The organism is Streptomyces coelicoflavus (assembly GCF_045041415.1).
Classification (GTDB): domain Bacteria; phylum Actinomycetota; class Actinomycetes; order Streptomycetales; family Streptomycetaceae; genus Streptomyces; species Streptomyces coelicoflavus.
The window spans coordinates 3,579,941-3,597,464 of sequence record NZ_CP108218.1; the positions used below are offsets into that span (position 1 = coordinate 3,579,941).

Genomic DNA, 17,524 nt, shown 5'->3' on the forward strand with positions numbered 1-17,524 from the left:
TCACACCCCTTCGCCGACGCGGCGCCCGGCGACCTGCTCGGTGAGCCGGGTCATCGTGTCGGCCACCACCGCGGCGGTCGGCTCGGCCAGCCGGCCGACGAGACCGCCGTCGGCCAGGAACAGCACCTGGTCGGCATGGGCCGCGGCCACCGGGTCGTGCGTCACCATCACCAGGGTCCGCCCGTCGATGCGCACGGCCTCCTGCAGAAGCGCCAGCACCTCTCGCGCACTGCGGGTGTCCAGCGCGCCGGTGGGTTCGTCGGCGAACACCACGCGCGGCCGGGTGACCAGCGCCCGGGCGATCGCCACCCGCTGCTGCTGGCCTCCCGACAGCTGCGAGGGCAGATGATCGAGCCGCTCCCCGAGCCCGACGCGGTCCAGCGTCGCGACGGCCCGGGCGCGATCGACCCGCCTGCCCGCCAACCGCAGCGGCAGCGTCGTGTTCTGCAGCACCGTGAGCGTGGGCACCAGGTTGAAGTGCTGGAACACGAAGCCGATCCGCCCCCGGCGGAACTTGGTGAGCTGGGCCTCGGTGCCGCCGCTCATCTCCACGCCGTCCACGAACACCCGGCCGGAGGAGGGGCTGTCCAGCCCGGCCGCGCACTGCAGCAGCGTGCTCTTGCCCGAGCCCGACGGGCCCATGACGGCGGTGAACGACCCCCTGTCCAGGGCGAGGGACACATCGTCGAGGGCGGTCACCGATCCACCCGGTGACACGTAGTGCTTCGTGACCGATTCGAGGCGCAGCGCCTGATCGGAGCCGGGGGTTCCGGCGGCCGGTTCTTCCAGCAGCATGCGGAGTCCTTCGCGTCGTCGTAGAAGGGCCCGCCCGGCAGCTGCGCCGGGCGGACCGGAGTGCCTGGCCGGGGCCGCGAGCGGGCGTCTTCCCGTCGCCGCCCCTGCACGACACGACACGGACCGTGCCGTTCTCGAGGCACGGTCAGCATGAAGGCCGGTCGGCCTGCTGTCAACACGGCACGTGCCGTGCTGGTACGGTGGCCGGCATGACAGACCGCCGTGCCTCCCGCGCCGCCGACCGGACCGACGCGATCATGCGCAGCACCCTGGAACTGGCCCAGGAGAACGGCTTCGCCAAGCTCAGCATCGAAGCGGTCGCGGCCCGTTCCGGCGTCGGCAAGCACACCGTCTACCGACGCTGGCCGTCCCGGGGGCTGCTGTTTCTGGATTCGGTCCTCAGCCTGAACACGGGCGGCCTGGACCACCCCGACACCGGGGACGTCGTCGCCGACCTGCGCACGGTGATGACCAAGGCCGCCGACCTGCTCGGCCGCCCTCCGTGGGGTCCCCTGTACCGGGACCTCATCGGCGAGGCACAGCACGATCCGAAGGTCGCCGCCGCACTCAACCAGCGCTTCATCGAGCCCCAGACGGCCAACACCCTGGCCCGCCTGCGGGCCGCCCGGGACCAGGGGCAGATCGCTCCGGACTTCGACCTGGACCTGGCGATGGAAATCCTGTCGGGCCCCCTGTACTTCAGGCTCCTGGTCACCCAGGAGCCGATCAGCCCCGCCTACATCGATCGCATCCTCGAAGCGGTCTTCGCGGGCATGGGCCCCGTGGCGTGAGACGGGAGTGCGGTAGCGGGACGGTGGGTCCGAAGTCGGCCCGGTTCTCCCCCCGTTCGGACTACGATCGGCCGCCATGGACTGGCTGGAGCGGATCGCGAAGCTGAGGCAGTGGACCCGGAACGGCACCCGCGCTCCGCACAAGCCGCTGCTGCTCCTGTACGCCCTCGGCCGGTTCCAGGACGATGCCGACGGCGGCCTGCACTACACCGCGGTGGAACAGGACCTGCAGCGCCTGCTGATCGAGTACGGCCCACCGAACAGGACGACACCGGCCTACCCCTTCCACCACCTGGTCAGCGACGGGGTGTGGGAAGTCCGCACCGAGCGCGGGCCGGGCAGCCCCGGCAGCGGGGTCCGGGACCTCCGTGAGACGGGCGCCACCGGGCAGCTCGCGCCGGACCTGAAGGCGGCCCTGCGACGCGAACCGGACCTGCTCGGCAGCATCACACGCCTGCTGCTCGACCTGCACTTCCCGCCCTCCCTGCATGGAGAACTCTGCGAAGCCGTCGGTCTGGGGCTGGAGCCGGCGCAGGCCGAACGGCACTCGGCGGTACGCAGGCGGCGGGACCCCCGGATGCGGGAGCAGGTACTGACCGCCTACGAGTACCGGTGCGCCTTCTGCGGATACGACGGCCGGATCGGCGCGGTACCCGTCGGGCTGGAGGCCGCCCACGTGCGCTGGTGGGCGTTCGGCGGACCCGACGGGATCGAGAACGGGCTGTGCCTGTGCGCGCTGCACCACAAGCTCTTCGACAAGGGCGTCCTCGGCGTGGGAGACGACCAGCGCATCCTGGTCTCACAGCGCTTCGTCGGCCACAGCCCTGCCGCCCGCGAGCACGTCACTGCCCTCGCGGGCCGCCCGCTCATCGGCCCGCAGCCCGGCTCGAGCCCTGTTGCCGCGGCTCACCGCGGCTGGCACGCCCGGCAGGTCTTCCACGGCGAACCGCGCCCTGCCCCCGCGGCCGCCTGAGCCCGGAGCGTCGTTCCCCGCCCCGAGGGCCGGGCGGCGTTCTCTCTGCCGGAAGCGTGGTGACGTCGCGCCGGAACACCCCCGACCGGTACCCCTGGGGGGTATAATCACCGCATGGACCACGGCACGCACCCCTCCGGTACCGCGCACGGACACGGCGCCACCTGGACGATCGCGATGCGGGCGACGCTGCACTGCCTCACCGGGTGTGCCGTCGGCGAGATCCTCGGCATGGTCGTCGGCACCGCGCTGATGTGGGGCAACGCGCCGACCATGGTGCTGGCCATCGCCCTGGCCTTCGTCTTCGGCTACTCCTTCACGCTGTTCGCCGTGGTGCGCGCCGGGGTGTCCATGAGGGCCGCGCTCAAGGTGGCCCTGGCGGCCGACACCGTCTCCATCGCCGTGATGGAACTGGTCGACAACGGCATCGTCGCCCTCGTACCGGGCGCGCTGGACGCGCACCTGTCCGACGGGCTGTTCTGGTACGCGCTGCTCGGCGGCTTCGTCGTGGCGTTCCTGATCACCACGCCGGTCAACAAGTGGATGATCGGCCGCGGCAAGGGCCACGCCGTCGCCCACGCCTACCACTGAGCGTCCGCGGCATGCTGCTGCTCGCCGGCTTCAGCCCAGGCCGGCGAGCAGTTCGCCGCACGCCTGCTCGCAGCTGCGGCACGCCTCGGCGCAGACCCGGCAGTGCTCGTGCATGTCGGCGTGCCGGGCACACTCGTCGCCGCACGCCGCGCAGACGGTCGCGCAGGCCTGGAGCACGGCCCGGGTGACGTTGGCGTCGTAGCCCGTGTGCCGGGACAGGACCGCGGCCGTGGCGGTGCAGACGTCGGCGCAGTCCATGTCGGTACGGATGCACTTGGTCAGATCGGCGACCGTGGGCTCCGACAGACAGGCGTCGGCGCACGCGGTGCACGCCTGGGCACACCTGAGGCACTCCTCGATGCACCGGGCCATGGCGTCCCGGTCCACGCCGCCCAGGTCGGCCGGGTAGGTACGGAGCAGGTCGTTGACGGTGGTGGGCATGGTGGCCGCTTCCCTTCCGTTCTCGCGTACGTCGGGGTCGTGCCTGCCGGGTTTCACCGTGCGGCACACCACAAACCGCCGCCGGAGTCCTGTCGGTAAGCTCCCCGCCGTGGCCGTCCGCCGACCGAGAGCAGCGAGAAGAGCACCGTGACCCCGTACGACTCAGAGAACGAGTACCAGTACGAGTACGACTACGAGAAGGACGGCGCGGCCATCTACCGCCAGTCCTTCGCGACCATCCGCGCGGAGGCCGACCTCTCCGGACTGCCCGCGGACGTCGGCCGGGTCGCGGTCCGGATGATCCACGCCTGCGGGATGGTCGACCTCGTCCGGGACCTGTCCTGGACGCCCGGCGTCGTCTCCCGCGCCCGCGAGGCCCTGCGGGCCGGTGCGCCCGTCCTGTGCGACGTGCGGATGGTGGCCAGCGGCGTGACGCGCAAGCGGCTGCCCGCGGACAACGACGTCCTGTGCACCCTGTCCGACCCGGCCGTCCCCGAGCTGGCGGCCAGGCTCGGCACCACGCGCAGCGCCGCCGCGCTGGAGCTGTGGCGCGACCGGATGGAGGGCGCCGTCGTCGCCGTGGGCAACGCGCCCACCGCGCTCTTCCGGCTCCTGGAGATGATCGACGCGGGAGCGCCCCGCCCGGCCGCCGTCATCGGTGTCCCCGTCGGCTTCGTCGGTGCCGCCGAGTCCAAGGACGCGCTGGCCGCCCACCCCTCGGGCGTGGAGCACCTCGTCGTGCGCGGACGTCGCGGGGGCAGCGCCATGGCCGCCGCCGCGATCAACGCGCTCGCCAGCGAGGAGGAGTGAGCGACGGGACCGCGGTCCGTACGTGAGCGGCCGGACCGTGCACCTGGACGTGAGCGGCGGCACCACGGCTGGAACGTGAGCAGCCGAACCGCGCGCTCGGACGCGAGAAGCGGCACCCCGGCAGGCACCGCGAGCAGCCACACCACGCGCCCAAGCGTGAGCAGCGGCACCACGGCAGGGACGTGAGCAGCCGAACCGCCCGCTCGGACGCGAGAAGCGGCACCCCGGCAGGCACCGCGAGCAGCCACACCACGCGCCCAAGCGTGAGCAGCGGCACCACGGCAGGGACGTGAGCAGCCGAACCGCCCGCTCGGACGCGAGAAGCGGCACCCCGGCAGGGACCGCGAGCAGCCACACCACGCGCCCAAGCGTGAGCAGCGGCACCACGGCAGGGACGTGAGCAGCCGAACCGCCCGCTCGGACGCGAGAAGCGGCACCCCGGCAGGGACCGCGAGCAGCCACACCGCGCGCCCGGGCGTGAGCAGCGGCACCACGGCTGGAACGTGAGCAGCCGGACCGCGCGCTCGGACGCGAGAAGCGGCACCCCGGCAGGGACCGCGAGCAGCCACACCACGCGCCCAGGCGTGAGCGGCGGGACCACGGCTGGAACGTGAGCAGCCGAACCGCCCGCTCGGACGCGAGAAGCGGCACCCCGGCAGGGACCGCGAGCAGCCACACCACGCGCCCAAGCGTGAGCAGCGGCACCACGGCAGGGACGTGAGGGGGACGGGCCATGTGCCCCCGGGTGAGCGACCGGACCGTGCGCCCCAACGTGAGCGAACGGCCCGTGCGCCCAGGCCCGAGCGGCCGGACCACGCGCCCAGGCGTGGTCTAGCCGTGCGGCCGGCCCCCCGCCGGTGTCTCCGCGATCCACCGCGCCGCCGCTTCGGGCTCGGTCACGACCGGCACTCCCCCCGGCACCGGCGGCCTGCGCACCACGATCACGGGCAGCCCCGCCTCCCGTGCGGCCGTCAGTTTCGGGGCGGTGGCCGCTCCCCCGCTGTCCTTGGTGACCAGGACGTCGATCCGGTGCCGGCGCAGCAGCTCGCGCTCCCCGGCGAGGGTGAAGGGGCCGCGGTCCAGCAGTACCTCCATGCGGGGCGGGGCCGGTTCGCCGGGCGCGTCGACGGACCGGACCAGGAACCACGGGTCGGTCAGCGGGGCGAAGGCGGCCAGGCCCATGCGGCCGGTGGTCAGGAAGACCCGCCGGGCGGCCAGGGCGGGCAGCAACGCGGCGGCTTCCGCCAGCGAACCGGCGTCGTGCCAGAGGTCCCCCTCGGCCCGCCGCCAGCCGGGGCGGCGCAGCACGAGGAGGGGGACCCCGGCGGTGGCGGCGGCGTGGGCCGCGTTGCCGGTGATGATGCCGGCGAAGGGGTGCGTGGCGTCGACGAGGAGGTCCACCGCGTGCTCGCGGAGCCAGGCGGCGAGTCCTCCGGCGCCGCCGAAGCCGCCGACGCGCACCTCACCGGGCGGTGTCCTGGGGGCGGACACCCGCCCCGCCAGGGAGGTCGTCACACGCGGGACCGGAAGCGGGCCGGCCGCCAGCAGTTCGGCGAGGCGGCGGGCCTCCGTGGTCCCGCCGAGGATCAGCACGTGCACGACGCGCACCCTCCCTTCACGCGGTGTCCGCGGTCGTCCCGTCGCTCTCTGCCCGCCGCCCCAGACTCAAGCACACCCGTCGGCCGAGTTGCCGCGCGGAGCCGATGCGAGAAGGTGAGGGGGAAGACCGGGCCGCGAAGGGAGCGAGTGGTGACCGGCGGTCCCATCGGCGACACCGCGGTGCTCAACGCGCTGTTCGCCAACTCGCCCCAGGGGCTGTTCGTCTTCGGCTCCGAGCAGCGGATCGCCCGCTACAACCCGGCCGGACGGGGAGTCCGGGGCCTGTCCGCCGAGGACGTCGTCGGCCGGCGCGTCGAGGAGCTCGCGCCCGGCTTCGAGGCGGGCGAACTCCAGCGCCTGATCGACGAGGTACTGGCGACCGCCGAGCCGTTGCGGGGCCGCCTGGTCTGCAGCGACCGGGTGCGGCTGCTGACCGAGGTCACGGACGCCAGCAGCGCCAGCCCCCACCTGCGCCGCGCGCGGGAGAGCGACGAGGGCGGCCGGGGGCTGTTCATCGTGATGCGGCTCAGCTCGCACTGGGGTGTCCGGCACAGCCGCCACGACAAGACGATCTGGTCCGAGCAGCGGCTCGACGCGGGGTCGGCACCGGACGCGGCGGACCTGATGGACGCCTTCGACGTGCCGGACACCGGGGAGCGGTGAGGGCCCCCCGACGCCTCACCGCTCCGTTCCGTCGGCGGCGTGCCGGGCGTGCGGGTTGGCCAGGAGGTGGCGGGGGTCGGCGGCGCGGGTGATGGCGGACTCGACGGCGGCGACCCGGTCCGCGAGGAGGCCCAGGGCGGCGACGGCACGCACCAGGGGGTCGTCGTCGGGGCCGCCGAGGGTGCGGGCGCGGACGTGGGCGGTGCGCACCTCGGCCCAGCGGGCGGCCTCCTCCGGGGTGAGCGTGCCGCGCAGCTCGGCGAGCTTGAGGAGGTTGGCCTCCGCCCCGTGGGTGAGGGTCTGCGCCTCCGCCGTGTAGTGGTCGTCGAGGACGGCGGCGCGCTCGGCGTCGTTCATGACGGGGCGGATGCGCTGGGCGATCTTGTTCATGTTGCGGTAGGAGCCCTGGAGCCGGAACGCGGGCTCCGTACGGGAGTCGTCCGACTGGGCGGCGGAGGCGATGTAGGCGGCGTTGACGGCCAGGACCGTCTCGCGGGCGGCCACCAGGTGGCGCAGGACGGACAGGACGCGCTCCAGCTCGGCCGGCGGGTAGGCGTGGGTGAGCCGGTCGGCGCGGGCGGTGGGGTCCCCGGCGGCGAGGCGGACGAGGAGCTCCAGGTCGGCCCGGTCGCGGCCGGCGAGCGGGGCAAGGACCGGGTTCGCGGTGAGCGCGTTCTCCAGGAAGCTCAGCGCGAAGGCCTCCTCCTTGCCGGTCAGGACGTCGCCCAGGTTCCAGACGTCGGCCCGGTTGGCGAGCATGTCGGGGACCTGGAAGCGGGCGCCGGACTCGGTGTAGGGGTTGCCGGCCATGCAGACGGCGAAGCGCTTGCCGCGCAGGTCGTAGGTGCGGGGGGCGCCGTCCCGCACGCCGTCCACGCGGCGGGTGGCGTCGCACAGCGGGATGAACTTCTGGAGCAGCTCCGGGGACGTGTGCTGGATGTCGTCCAGGTACAGCAGCGTGTTGTTCCCGGACGCCAGTGCGAAGTTGATCTTCTCGATCTCCTGGCGCGCGGTGGCGTTCGGGGCGTCGGCCGGGTCGAGCGAGGTGACGGAGTGGCCGAGCGCGGGGCCGCTGATCTTCACCAGCATCAGGCCGAGGCGCTCGGCGACGTACTCGACCAGGGTGGTCTTGCCGTAGCCGGGCGGGGAGAGCAGCAGCAGGAGCCCGCCGGTGTCGGTGCGCTTGCCGTCGCCGGTGGTGCCGAGCTGCTTGGCCAGGCTGTCCCCGACGAGCGGGAGGTAGACCTCGTCCACGAGCCGGTTGCGGACGAAGGCGGACATGACGCGCGGGCGGTGGTCGTCCAGGCGCAGGCGCTCGCGTTCGGCGCCCACCAGGGCGGTGCGGCGGCGCTGGTAGGCGCGGAACGCGGGGACGTCCTCGGCCGCGAAGCGCGCGGTGCGGGCGAGGAACTCGTCGAGGCGCAGCGGCAGCCGGCCGCCCGTGACGCGCGGGTGGGTGCCCAGCAGGCCCTCCGCGGTGGCCGTGGGCGGGGTGTCGCCGTCGTAGCGGGGCAGGTCGGGGCAGAGCTCGGCGGCGACCGCCTCGGCCAGGTCGCCGGGGGTGAGGTCGGTGCCGGTGGCGGCGGCGTACGACGTGATCCACGCCTCGGCGAGCTGCCCGCGGGCGGCCAGGTCGCCGAGCGCGGCCAGGTCCTCGTCGTAGGCCGGGGTGCCCACCGTGCGGCGGAACTTCTCCAGGAGCGTGCGCGTGCCCGCACCGAGGACGAAGCCGTCGGGGGCGGTGGTCAGTTCGTGGAAGAGGTAGGAGGCGGCGGCGCGGGCGGTGTCCCCACCGGTCTCGCGGGCGGTGTCCCCACCGGTCTCCGGCCCCGTCCCCGTCTCCGGCCACGCGGCGACGGCGCCCGCCAGTTCCTCCTCCAGGTCGCCGATCGCGCCCGAGAGGCCGAAGGTGTCCCGGGCGCGGGCCAGGGAGCGGGCGCGCCGGGTCCACGTCCCGCGGGCCTCCGGTGTGGTGCCGTGGGCCCAGAAGAGCTGGGCGGCGGCACGGGCGGCCGGCTCGTGGACGAGGGTCCCGGCCCGCTCGTACAGGGGCAGCAGCGCCGTCAGGACGACCGTCGCGTCGTGGTCGTGCACGCCCCGCTCGTAGCCCTCGTCGTACGCCTCCCGCGCGGCCTCGCGGACGAGGGCGGGCAGGTCGTCGGCCTCGGCGAGGGTGGGGGCGCCGTGCTGCCGCAGCAGGCGGGCGGCGAGGTGCTCGGCGCGGTAGACGCCGGGGGACTCCGAGGGGAGGGTGCGCTCCCAGTGGGCGCGGGTGGCCGCGAAGTCCGGGTCGGTGACCGGTGAGCGGTAGTCGGTGCCGGTGAGGGCGAAGGCGAGGCCGTCGCCGTCGGGGACCAGGGTGAGGTCCAGGGGCTGGGTGTTGACGGCGAAGCGGTGGGCGCCCAGGCGCAGGGTGCGGCCGTCGTCGGCGTACAGGTCGGTGCGGTCGCGCAGGGCGCGGGCGGCCTCCTGGCGGGCCGACTTGAGGCGCCCGTCCAGTTCCTCCGCGCGGACGCTGTCGCCGAGGGCGCGCAGTTCGTCGGCGGTGCGGCGGACCTTGGCCGGCATCGGGTCGGAGGCGAAGTACGTGCTGACCGCGTCGGCGTCGGCGAGGGTCGCGCACCGCCGGGTGATCGTCTCCAGGATGCGGGCGGCGGACGCGGCGAGCTGTTCGGCGCGGCGGGCGCGGGTGTCGGAGAGGGACTGCTTGCGGGCGGCGAGCGCGTCGTAGATCTCGGTGCGCTTGTCGGCGAGTTCGGTCAGGAAGCCGTCGAACTCCGCGAAGCGGGACTCCAGGTCCTCCAGGCGGGCCAGCAGCCGCGCGAGCTGGTCGTCGCAGTGCTCGGGGGTGTCGGCGGCGGCGAGCGCGGCGGTGACGGCCTGGCCGAGCAGGGCCGTCTCGGCGGTGAACTCGGCGCGGCCCTCGCGGTCGGCGAGGGCGCGGCGGCGGGCGTCGAGGGTGGCGCGGGCGCGGTTGACGCCGCCCAGGACACCGGCGACGCGCTCCAGCAGGGCGGTGCGGACGGTGGCGTCGCCCATGTCGAGTTCGGCGACGACGTCGGTGACCGTGCGCAGCCCGTCGGCGAGTTCGTCGAGCCGGGCCGCGACGGGCCCGGCCTCGGCGACGGTGGTGATGGCCTCCGCGTCGGCGACGAGGGCTTCGACGTCCGCGCGCTGGGCGTCGAAGGCGTCCTCGCGGGCGAGGAAGGCCACGGCCCGCCGCCCCAGCTCGGCGAGGGACGCCTCGGCCTCCCCGGCGAGGGCGTCGATGCCGGGGACGTCGGCGTACCGCATCTCCTTGACGTTCAGCAGGTGCCCGTGGGCGTGCCGCAGTTCGGTCAGCCCGCGCACCCAGGCGGCGGCCTCCTTGGGCGCCTCGCCGCGCAGCCGCCGCACCACCGCGGCGATCCGCTCGGCGGCCTCGTCGCGGGCGTCGGCCGCCCGCCGGGTCAGGTCCCGTACGGTCTCGAACTCGGCCAGCACCTGCTCGGCCGTCTCCCGTACGGCGGCCAGCGCGCCCGCCAGGTCGCCCAGTTCCTCCTCGTCGAGCCAGTGGTGGCCGTCGGCGGCGCGCACGCAGGACTCGGCGAGCGCCCGGTAGCCCTCGGCGGTGGTGATGCCCTCGCCGACGGCCCCGGCGACGGACAGGCAGGCGGAGATGCCGCGCACGAGGTCGGCGTTGCCCACGCGGGCCAGCGGTCCGCTCCCGGCGGGCGCGGCGGCGGCGTGGGTGTCGGAGACGTACGGCGAGTGCCACAGCTGCACGGGGTGCACCTGGGCGGGTTCGTCGCCGTCCGCGCGCAGCACGGTGAAGGTGCCGTCCTCCGCCAGGGCCCAGCCCCGGCAGGGCAGCGGGTTCGCGACCTCCTTGCGGATGGTGTTGTACGACAGCAGCAGGCGCCGACTCGCACCGCGCGCGTGGAAGGCGTACAGCAAGTCCTCGCCGTTGGGCGACCGCACCTCCCGCTCGAACTCCAGTCCGGCCGCGTCGAGTTCGTACGTCTTGTGGGCGCCCGTGGCCAGGCAGTAGCCGCCGGGGAAGACGATGCCCTGGTCGTCGGGGAGGCGGCGGCAGGCGAGCCCGATGCCGTCCAGGCGGACCACCGACTTGGTGAGGGTGTTGAACACCAGGTGGCGGTCGGTGTCCTCCTTGTAGGGCCGTACGCGCAGCAGGATCAGGGCGCCGACCCGGGCGTGCGCGATGTCGGCGTCGGCCAGGGACTGGAGGGGCTCGTCGACGGGCTCGGAGTGGATGCCCTCGGCGGTCTCGGTGTCGTCCTCCAGTTTGACGGTGAGGGTGCCGCCGACCGCGCTGACGTGGAACGCGCCGCGCACGGACACGTGCGGGTGGCGGCCCAGGACGTGGTCCTCGCGGGTGGCCTCGGTCCACTCGAAGTCGTACGGCGCGGGGAACACGTCGTCGCGTTCGCCCCGCGCGTCCAGGAAGGCGGCCCGCCCGTCCTCGGTCAGCTCCCAGCGCAGGACGCGGATGTCGTCGGCCTTCTCGCCGGTGCGGAAGACGGCCAGCAGCCTGCCGTCGACGGAGCGCAGCCGCAGCAGCCGGGCCTGCCGGTAGTAGCGGTGCAGGTCGGCGAACTCCCGCACGAAGGCCGGGTCGTCGAGCAGTCCGGGCACGGCCGACTCGGGCAGCGGGTTCAGGTCGCGGTCGTACAGGGTGAAGACGTCGGCCACGTCGGTCCGGTCGCGGTGGCCGGGGCGGCCGGTGGAGCCGAGCAGCAGGGCGTCGCCGACGACGGCGATGTCGCGGGGCACGACCGGGTACTCCGTGCGCAGCCGCTCCGTGGAGGCCAGTTCGAGCCGGGCCGACCCGAACTCCTCGACACGGCGGGCGTTGAGGAGTCCGGCGCGGTGGGCGAGGTCGGCACTCTGCGCGGCGAGGCGGTCGCGCAGCACCTCGTAGGCGCCGGCGTCCACCCGCGTGGTGGCAGCCGCGGCCGTCGTGGCCGTGGTTTCCGACCCGCCCGTCGCGCCCGTCGCGTCCGTCGTGTCCGTCGTGTCCGTCGTGTCCGTCGTAGCCGTCTCCGGAGCGGTGGCCATGAGCGGTTGGTCCCTTCCAGGAAGCGAGGGGTGCCGAAGCCGCCGACCCCCGTACGGCGGCCTCGGCACCCGGTCTGTGGTGGCCGGTCGTGGTGGCCGGTCAGACCCTGGTCTTGCCGTTCAGCGCGGTGAGCGGCGTGTCGGCGAGGCCCAGTTCACCGGCGCGGTCCAGGAGGCGCTGCACCTGCCCCGCGTCCGTGCCGCCCGACTTCATCAGCTTCATCAGCAGCGCGGACACCGTCAGGTTCTGCACGTCGCCCGTGGAGAACGAGCCCAGCACCCGGGTCAGGTCGTCGGTGAAGTTCGACGAGCCGTCCAGCCAGGGCCCGGCGAGGGCCTGCGCCGTCTCGGAGTGCTTGACGAACCCGTCGACGCCCTTGCCGAGCGCGACCGAGGACATCAGACGGTCGAAGAAGACCGTGTCTCCGCCGACGATGTCGATGTCGGCGTTCTCCAGGCCGGTGGCGAGCACCGTGGCCTGGGCCTCGGCGACCTGCCGCTGCACGTCGAGCCCGGCCAGCCGGATGTCCTTCTCCGCCTCCAGGCGCAGCCGGTACTCCTCGTGGCCGCGCGAGGCGTCGTCCAGGGCGGCCATCGCCGCGGCCTTCTCGGTGAGTCCGGCGGCCTCCGCCTTCAGCTTGCCGCCGATGGCCTCGGCCTCGGCGAGCGCCTTGGCCCGCGCGCCCTCGGCCTCGGCACGCATCCGGGCCTCGGTCGCCTCGGCCTCCGCGCGGCCGGCCTTCTCGATGACCTCGGCCTCCTTGTCGCGGACCTGGACCGCCGCGAGGCCCGCCGCGGCCGCCTCGGCCTGGATGCCCTCGGCCATCCGCAGCTTGGCCTGCGCGTCCAGGTCGGCGCTCTTCAACCGGGCCTCGGCCATGGTGAGTTCCTCGGCGGCGCGGTGGGCGGCCGCCGCCTCCGCGGCCTCGGCGGCCTTGATGTCCTTGACCAGCCGCTCCTGCGCCTGGGCCTCGGCGGCGATGATCACGGTCTGCCGGTCCCGCTCCGCCTCCTCCACGGCGCGCAGCTTCTTGATGGACTCCTCCTGCTCGGCGACCGTACGGTCCACGGCGACCCGCTCGCGGATGACCTCGGCGATGTCCCGCTTCTCGGCCTCGACCTCCTTCTCGGCGGCGATCCTGGTCAGTTCGGTCTCCCGCTCGCGGCCGATGGCCTCGAGCATGCGGTCCTTCTCGATGCGCTCGTTCTCGACGGCGATGACCCGCTCGCGGTTCTTCGCGGCGACCGCGACCTCACGGGCCTGGTTCTCGCGCTGCACGCCGAGCTGCTCCTCGGTGCGCAGGAAGGCCGTCTGCGCGCGCAGCCGCTCCTCCTCCACCACCCGCGCCGTCTCGGCCTCCTCGCGGGCCCGGGTGGTGTCGATCTCGCGCTTCTGCTTGATCTCGGCGTCCGCCTGCCGGCGCTCCAGCTCCAGTACGGCCTCGCGCGCGTCGACGTTCTGCCGGGTGATCTCCTTCTCCTCCGTGCGCCGCGCCTCGTTGGTGCGCACGTGCTCCACGGCCGTCAGCTCGGTGATCTTCCGGATGCCCTGGGCGTCGAGGACGTTCGCCGGGTCCAGCTGGGTCAGCGGCGTCTGCTCCAGGAAGTCGATCGCCGCGTCCTCGAGGTGGTACCCGCTGAGGTCGACGCCGATGACCTCGATGATCCGGTACCGCAGCTCCTCGCGCTTGGTGTAGAGGTCGGTGAAGTCCATCTGCTTGCCGACGGTCTTCAGCGCCTCGGAGAACTTCGCGTGGAACAGCTCCTGCAGCGTGTCCCGGTCGCTGGCGCGGGCGGTGCCGACCGCCTGGGCGACCTTGACGACGTCCTCGATGGTCTTGTTGACCTTGACGAAGAACGTGATGCGGATGTCCGCCCGGATGTTGTCCCGGCAGATCAGCCCTTCCTTGCCGGCCCGGGTGATCTCGATCGTCTTCACCGAGATGTCCATCACCTCGGCCTTGTGCAGCACCGGCAGCACCACCTGACCCGTGAAGGTCACGTCCACCTTGCGCATCTTGGAGACGATCAGCGCCTTGCCCTGCTCGACCTTGCGGAAGAGCCGCGAGACGCCGAACAACACGATGACGACCAGGAGCACGCCGACGACGGCGAGGACACCGATGACTTCCATGGGACACGTCCTTACGGCAAGAGACGGCTGTCACGGCGGCCGGGCGCGGCCGGCCGCTGCGACTGTTGGTGTGGTGACGCCCGTGTGGACGGGCGCGGTTCCGGGCGGCGGCAGTCCTTCGACGCGCCTGCACCGGGCCCCGGCAGGGGGCGAAGAGCCTGATGTCAGACGGCGCGGCGGTGCGGTGCCGCGGCACCGGTGCCGCGGGAGGCGGCGCCGGGTTCGTCGGGTCGAAGGCGGTGCAGCGGGTGGAGCGGACGGACGTAGGGACTGTTCGTCGTCACCGTCGTCGTCATCGTCCGCCCCCTTCCGCAGTGCTCCCCGTTGCGCTCCATGATGCGTGAGCGTGCCACCTATGCGCATTGCCGGTTTCCGGAAGCGTTCACGGGGGCTTGAATGCCGGTGAGCCGCCGACGGGTTGGGGGGAACCCGGTCGGCGGCTCAGGGGGCGGTGCGGCGGATACGGCGGTGCTGCGGTGCGGCGGTTCCGTGCTCAGGGGGCCGGGCTCGGCCCCGGAACGCTCAGCGCGGCGAGCCGCTGCTCGAAGGGCGTGACCTCCTCGAAGGTGTCCCGCCGGGGCGGCCGGCGGACCGTGGCGGGCCCCGACAGCCCCGCCATGAGCGCGGCCAGTTCGGTCCCGGCGCGCCCGATCCGGGCGTCGAGCCCCTCCGCGCCCCAGTCCTCGGAGGCGGCGTACACCCCGGTGGGGACGACGACCGCCTTCAGGTGGGCGAAGAGCGGCCGCAGCGCGTGGTCGAGCACCAGGGAGTGCCGGCCGGTGCCGCCGGTCGCCGCGATCAGCACCGGCTTCCCGGTGAGGGCGTCCTCGTCGGTGACGCTCAGCGCGTCGAAGAACGACTTGAACAGCCCGCTGTACGACGCCGAGAACACCGGCGTGACGACGATCAGCCCGTCGGCCGCCGCGACCTCGGCGAACGCGTCCGCGAGCGCCGGTGCCGGGAACCCGTTGGTGAAGGTGTGCGCGATCTCCACGGCGAGGTCGCGCAGCTCGATCACCGTGACGTCGGCCGGGGCGGGCTCGGGCGCGGTGGCGGCCGGGGCGGCGACCGCGGCCAGCCGGTCGCCGAGCAGCCGGGTGGACGACGGGACGCTCAGCCCCGCGGAGACGATGACGAGCTTCATGCGCGCGCTCCTTCCTCTTCCTCGGCCCCCTGGGCCGGGGCGCCCTTGCGGGAGGCCAGCAGGGACGCGTGGGTCGGCGCGTCCGGCACGTTCGCCGGACGGTCCTTGGCGAACTCCTTGCGCAGCACCGGGACGACCTCCTCGCCGAGCAGGTCGAGCTGCTCCAGGACGGTCTTCAGGGGCAGCCCGGCGTGGTCCATCAGGAACAGCTGGCGCTGGTAGTCACCGGCGTAGTCGCGGAAGGCGAGCGTCTTCTCGATCACCTGCTGCGGCGAGCCGACGGTGAGCGGCGTCTGCGCGGTGAAGTCCTCCAGCGACGGCCCGTGCCCGTAGACCGGCGCCTCGTCGAAGTACGGCCGGAACTCGCGGACCGCGTCCTGGCTGTTCCTCCGCATGAACACCTGGCCGCCGAGGCCGACGATCGCCTGCTCGGGCGTGCCGTGCCCGTAGTGGGCGTAGCGGGCCCGGTACAGCTCGATCATCCGCTTGGTGTGGTCGGCGGGCCAGAAGATGTTGTTGTGGAAGAAGCCGTCGCCGTAGTAGGCCGCCTGCTCGGCGATCTCCGGCGAGCGGATCGACCCGTGCCACACGAAGGGCGCGACGCCGTCCAGCGGACGCGGGGTGGACGTGAAGCCCTGGAGCGGCGTGCGGAACTTGCCCTCCCAGTTCACCACGTCCTCGCGCCACAGGCGGTGCAGCAGGTTGTAGTTCTCCACGGCGAGGTTGATGCCCTCGCGGATGTCCTTGCCGAACCAGGGGTAGACCGGGCCGGTGTTGCCGCGCCCCATCATCAGGTCCATCCGGCCGTCGGCCAGGTGCTGGAGCATCGCGAAGTCCTCGGCGATCTTCACCGGGTCGTTCGTGGTGATCAGGGTGGTGGAGGTGGACAGCACCAGCCGCTCGGTGCGGGCCGCGACGTAGCCGAGCATGGTCGTCGGCGACGAGGGCACGAAGGGCGGGTTGTGGTGCTCGCCGGTGGCGAAGACGTCGAGCCCGACCTCCTCGGCCTTGAGCGCGATGGCGACCATGGCCTTGATGCGCTCACGCTCGGTCGGCGTACGGCCCGTGGTCGGGTCGGGCGTGACGTCGCCGACGGTGAAGATGCCGAACTGCATGATCGCTCAACCTCCAGGTTGTTGACGCTTCAACTATACCCGTGGAACGGAGCACCCCCGGCCGTTATTCCGCAGGTCCGCCGCCCGGCGAGTCCCCGGGGCGACTGCCGTGTGCCCGCGGCGTGCGAAGCTGCCCGCATGCTCGTCCTCCGCTCCGCCGCCCTCTTCGTCGTCGCCGCCCTGTTCGAGATCGGCGGCGCCTGGCTGGTCTGGCAGGGGGTGCGCGAGCAGCGCGGCTGGCTGTGGGCCGCGGGCGGGGTCCTGGCCCTCGGCGCCTACGGCTTCGTCGCCACCTTCCAGCCCGACGCCCACTTCGGCCGCATCCTCGCCGCGTACGGCGGGATCTTCGTGGCCGGCTCGATCCTGTGGGGCATGGTCGCCGACGGCTACCGCCCCGACCGCTGGGACATCGCGGGGGCGCTGGTCTGCCTCGCCGGAATGGCCGTGATCATGTGGGCCCCGCGCAACGGCGGCTGACCACGGGGCCGGCCACGGCGCTGACTACCCTGGACGGCGACCGTCGCACCGCCCTCCGCACGCACCAGGAGCAGCCCATGGCCACCGCAGCCGCACCGTCCGCCGCCTCCCGCATCGCCGTCGTCACGGGCGCGAGCAGCGGCATCGGCGCCGCCACGGCCCGGCAGCTGGCCGCGGCCGGCTACCGCGTGGTCCTCACCGCCCGCCGCAAGGACCGCATCGAGGCACTGGCCGAGGAGATCGAGGCGGCCGGCCACAAGGCGACGGCGTATCCCCTGGACGTCACCGACCGCGAGGCGGTCGACGAGTTCGCGACCGCGTTCAAGACCATCGGCGTCCTGGTCAACAACGCGGGCGGCGCGCTCGGCGCCGACCCGGTGGCCACCGGCGACCCGGACGACTGGCGCCGCATGTACGAGACGAACGTCATCGGCACCCTCAACCTCACCCAGGCCCTGCTGCCCAAGCTGGAGGCGAGCGGCGACGGCACGGTCGTGGTCGTCTCCTCCACCGCGGGCCTGTCCACCTACGAGGGCGGCGCGGGCTACGTCGCCGCCAAGCACGGCGAGCACGTCCTCGCCGAGACCCTGCGCCTGGAGATCGTCGGCCGCCCGGTCCGCGTCGTCGAAGTCGCGCCGGGCATGGTCAAGACCGACGAGTTCGCCCTGACCCGCTTCGCCGGCGACCAGGACAGGGCAGCCAAGGTCTACCAGGGCGTCGCCGCCCCCCTCACCGCCGACGACGTCGCCGACACCATCACCTGGGCGGTCACCCGCCCCGCCCACGTCAACATCGACCTCCTGGTCGTCCGCCCCCGCGCCCAGGCGTCGAACACGAAGGTGCACCGGGAGGGCTGACGCGGGTGCGTGGCTCCCGGGAGTGAAGCAGTACGAAGGTCAACTCCCGTGCGTATCATGCCGGTTCCAGCACTGT

Annotated in this window: 15 protein-coding genes; 7 read left to right on the forward strand and 8 right to left on the reverse strand. The window is 73.6% G+C overall.

The window, feature by feature from the left end; translation table 11 throughout:
- Positions 1–795, reverse strand: a complete 795-nt coding sequence (locus tag OHA99_RS15875) for an ABC transporter ATP-binding protein (RefSeq protein WP_366473057.1) — start codon at positions 793–795, stop codon at positions 1–3.
- 209 nt (positions 796–1,004) lie between these two features.
- Between OHA99_RS15875 and OHA99_RS15880 the strand changes: the two genes are divergently transcribed.
- The 3 genes from OHA99_RS15880 (at position 1,005) to OHA99_RS15890 (ending at position 3,150) form a co-directional block, all read left to right on the forward strand.
- On the forward strand, positions 1,005–1,586 hold the full coding sequence (locus OHA99_RS15880) for a TetR-like C-terminal domain-containing protein (RefSeq protein WP_153178533.1): 582 nt from the start codon (positions 1,005–1,007) through the stop codon (positions 1,584–1,586).
- Positions 1,587–1,662: 76 nt separating this feature from the next.
- Positions 1,663–2,559, forward strand: a complete 897-nt coding sequence (locus tag OHA99_RS15885) for a phosphorothioated DNA-binding restriction endonuclease (RefSeq protein WP_153178534.1) — start codon at positions 1,663–1,665, stop codon at positions 2,557–2,559.
- Between the two features lie 114 nt (positions 2,560–2,673).
- Positions 2,674–3,150: a DUF4396 domain-containing protein gene (locus tag OHA99_RS15890; protein ID WP_153178535.1), complete on the forward strand. Its 477-nt coding sequence runs from the start codon at positions 2,674–2,676 to the stop codon at positions 3,148–3,150.
- 30 nt (positions 3,151–3,180) lie between these two features.
- On the opposite strand, the gene OHA99_RS15895 is transcribed toward OHA99_RS15890, so the two are convergent.
- The gene (locus OHA99_RS15895) at positions 3,181–3,591 is read right to left on the reverse strand and encodes a four-helix bundle copper-binding protein (RefSeq protein WP_153178536.1); all 411 of its coding nucleotides are present in this window, start codon (positions 3,589–3,591) and stop codon (positions 3,181–3,183) included.
- A gap of 147 nt (positions 3,592–3,738) precedes the next feature.
- Here OHA99_RS15895 and OHA99_RS15900 point away from each other — a divergent pair, with 147 nt between their 5' ends.
- Positions 3,739–4,401 carry a precorrin-8X methylmutase gene (locus OHA99_RS15900; RefSeq protein WP_153178537.1) on the forward strand — a complete coding sequence of 221 codons (663 nt, stop codon included), beginning with the start codon at positions 3,739–3,741 and terminating at the stop codon, positions 4,399–4,401.
- Positions 4,402–5,232: 831 nt separating this feature from the next.
- Here OHA99_RS15900 and OHA99_RS15905 read toward each other — a convergent pair.
- Positions 5,233–6,000: a cobalt-precorrin-6A reductase gene (locus OHA99_RS15905; protein ID WP_153178538.1), complete on the reverse strand. Its 768-nt coding sequence runs from the start codon at positions 5,998–6,000 to the stop codon at positions 5,233–5,235.
- 150 nt (positions 6,001–6,150) lie between these two features.
- Between OHA99_RS15905 and OHA99_RS15910 the strand changes: the two genes are divergently transcribed.
- Positions 6,151–6,663, forward strand: coding sequence for a PAS domain-containing protein (locus tag OHA99_RS15910; RefSeq protein ID WP_381500224.1), 513 nt, complete (start codon positions 6,151–6,153; stop codon positions 6,661–6,663).
- Between the two features lie 15 nt (positions 6,664–6,678).
- On the opposite strand, the gene OHA99_RS15915 is transcribed toward OHA99_RS15910, so the two are convergent.
- The 5 genes from OHA99_RS15915 to OHA99_RS15935 all read right to left on the reverse strand — a co-directional run bounded on the left by OHA99_RS15915 (position 6,679) and on the right by OHA99_RS15935 (position 16,114).
- Positions 6,679–11,721 carry a DNA repair ATPase gene (locus OHA99_RS15915; RefSeq protein ID WP_405696269.1) on the reverse strand — a complete coding sequence of 1,681 codons (5,043 nt, stop codon included), beginning with the start codon at positions 11,719–11,721 and terminating at the stop codon, positions 6,679–6,681.
- A gap of 100 nt (positions 11,722–11,821) precedes the next feature.
- Positions 11,822–13,855, reverse strand: a complete 2,034-nt coding sequence (locus OHA99_RS15920) for an SPFH domain-containing protein (protein WP_153178540.1) — start codon at positions 13,853–13,855, stop codon at positions 11,822–11,824.
- Positions 13,856–14,019: 164 nt separating this feature from the next.
- Positions 14,020–14,151, reverse strand: coding sequence for a hypothetical protein (locus tag OHA99_RS15925; RefSeq protein WP_275407740.1), 132 nt, complete (start codon positions 14,149–14,151; stop codon positions 14,020–14,022).
- Between the two features lie 197 nt (positions 14,152–14,348).
- Positions 14,349–14,999, reverse strand: coding sequence for an FMN reductase (locus OHA99_RS15930; RefSeq protein WP_366473051.1), 651 nt, complete (start codon positions 14,997–14,999; stop codon positions 14,349–14,351).
- Positions 14,996–16,114 (reverse strand): LLM class flavin-dependent oxidoreductase, encoded by a 1,119-nt coding sequence (locus tag OHA99_RS15935; protein WP_153178542.1) that lies wholly within the window; start codon positions 16,112–16,114, stop codon positions 14,996–14,998. Before OHA99_RS15935 ends, OHA99_RS15930 begins: the two co-directional genes overlap by 4 nt.
- A 138-nt stretch (positions 16,115–16,252) precedes the next feature.
- Here OHA99_RS15935 and OHA99_RS15940 point away from each other — a divergent pair, with 138 nt between their 5' ends.
- Complete coding sequence (locus tag OHA99_RS15940; RefSeq protein ID WP_153178543.1) at positions 16,253–16,591, forward strand: YnfA family protein; 339 nt, start codon at positions 16,253–16,255, stop codon at positions 16,589–16,591.
- Between the two features lie 77 nt (positions 16,592–16,668).
- Entirely contained in the window at positions 16,669–17,448 is a 780-nt protein-coding gene (locus tag OHA99_RS15945) for an SDR family NAD(P)-dependent oxidoreductase (protein ID WP_153178544.1), read from the forward strand.
- Positions 17,449–17,524: the final 76 nt, after the last annotated feature.

What these genes read in the sequence shown, in the direction of transcription:
- OHA99_RS15930 (WP_366473051.1), bottom strand. Translation starts at nt 14,999, where the DNA reads ATGAAGCTCGTCATCGTCTCCGCGGGGCTGAGCGTCCCGTCGTCCACC.
- OHA99_RS15935 (WP_153178542.1), bottom strand. Translation starts at nt 16,114, where the DNA reads ATGCAGTTCGGCATCTTCACCGTCGGCGACGTCACGCCCGACCCGACC.
- OHA99_RS15945 (WP_153178544.1), top strand. Translation starts at nt 16,669, where the DNA reads ATGGCCACCGCAGCCGCACCGTCCGCCGCCTCCCGCATCGCCGTCGTC.
- OHA99_RS15885 (WP_153178534.1), top strand. Translation starts at nt 1,663, where the DNA reads ATGGACTGGCTGGAGCGGATCGCGAAGCTGAGGCAGTGGACCCGGAAC.
- OHA99_RS15875 (WP_366473057.1), bottom strand. Translation starts at nt 795, where the DNA reads ATGCTGCTGGAAGAACCGGCCGCCGGAACCCCCGGCTCCGATCAGGCG.
- OHA99_RS15915 (WP_405696269.1), bottom strand. Translation starts at nt 11,721, where the DNA reads ATGGCCACCGCTCCGGAGACGGCTACGACGGACACGACGGACACGACG.
- OHA99_RS15925 (WP_275407740.1), bottom strand. Translation starts at nt 14,151, where the DNA reads ATGACGACGACGGTGACGACGAACAGTCCCTACGTCCGTCCGCTCCAC.
- OHA99_RS15940 (WP_153178543.1), top strand. Translation starts at nt 16,253, where the DNA reads ATGCTCGTCCTCCGCTCCGCCGCCCTCTTCGTCGTCGCCGCCCTGTTC.
- OHA99_RS15880 (WP_153178533.1), top strand. Translation starts at nt 1,005, where the DNA reads ATGACAGACCGCCGTGCCTCCCGCGCCGCCGACCGGACCGACGCGATC.
- OHA99_RS15890 (WP_153178535.1), top strand. Translation starts at nt 2,674, where the DNA reads ATGGACCACGGCACGCACCCCTCCGGTACCGCGCACGGACACGGCGCC.
- OHA99_RS15920 (WP_153178540.1), bottom strand. Translation starts at nt 13,855, where the DNA reads ATGGAAGTCATCGGTGTCCTCGCCGTCGTCGGCGTGCTCCTGGTCGTC.
- OHA99_RS15895 (WP_153178536.1), bottom strand. Translation starts at nt 3,591, where the DNA reads ATGCCCACCACCGTCAACGACCTGCTCCGTACCTACCCGGCCGACCTG.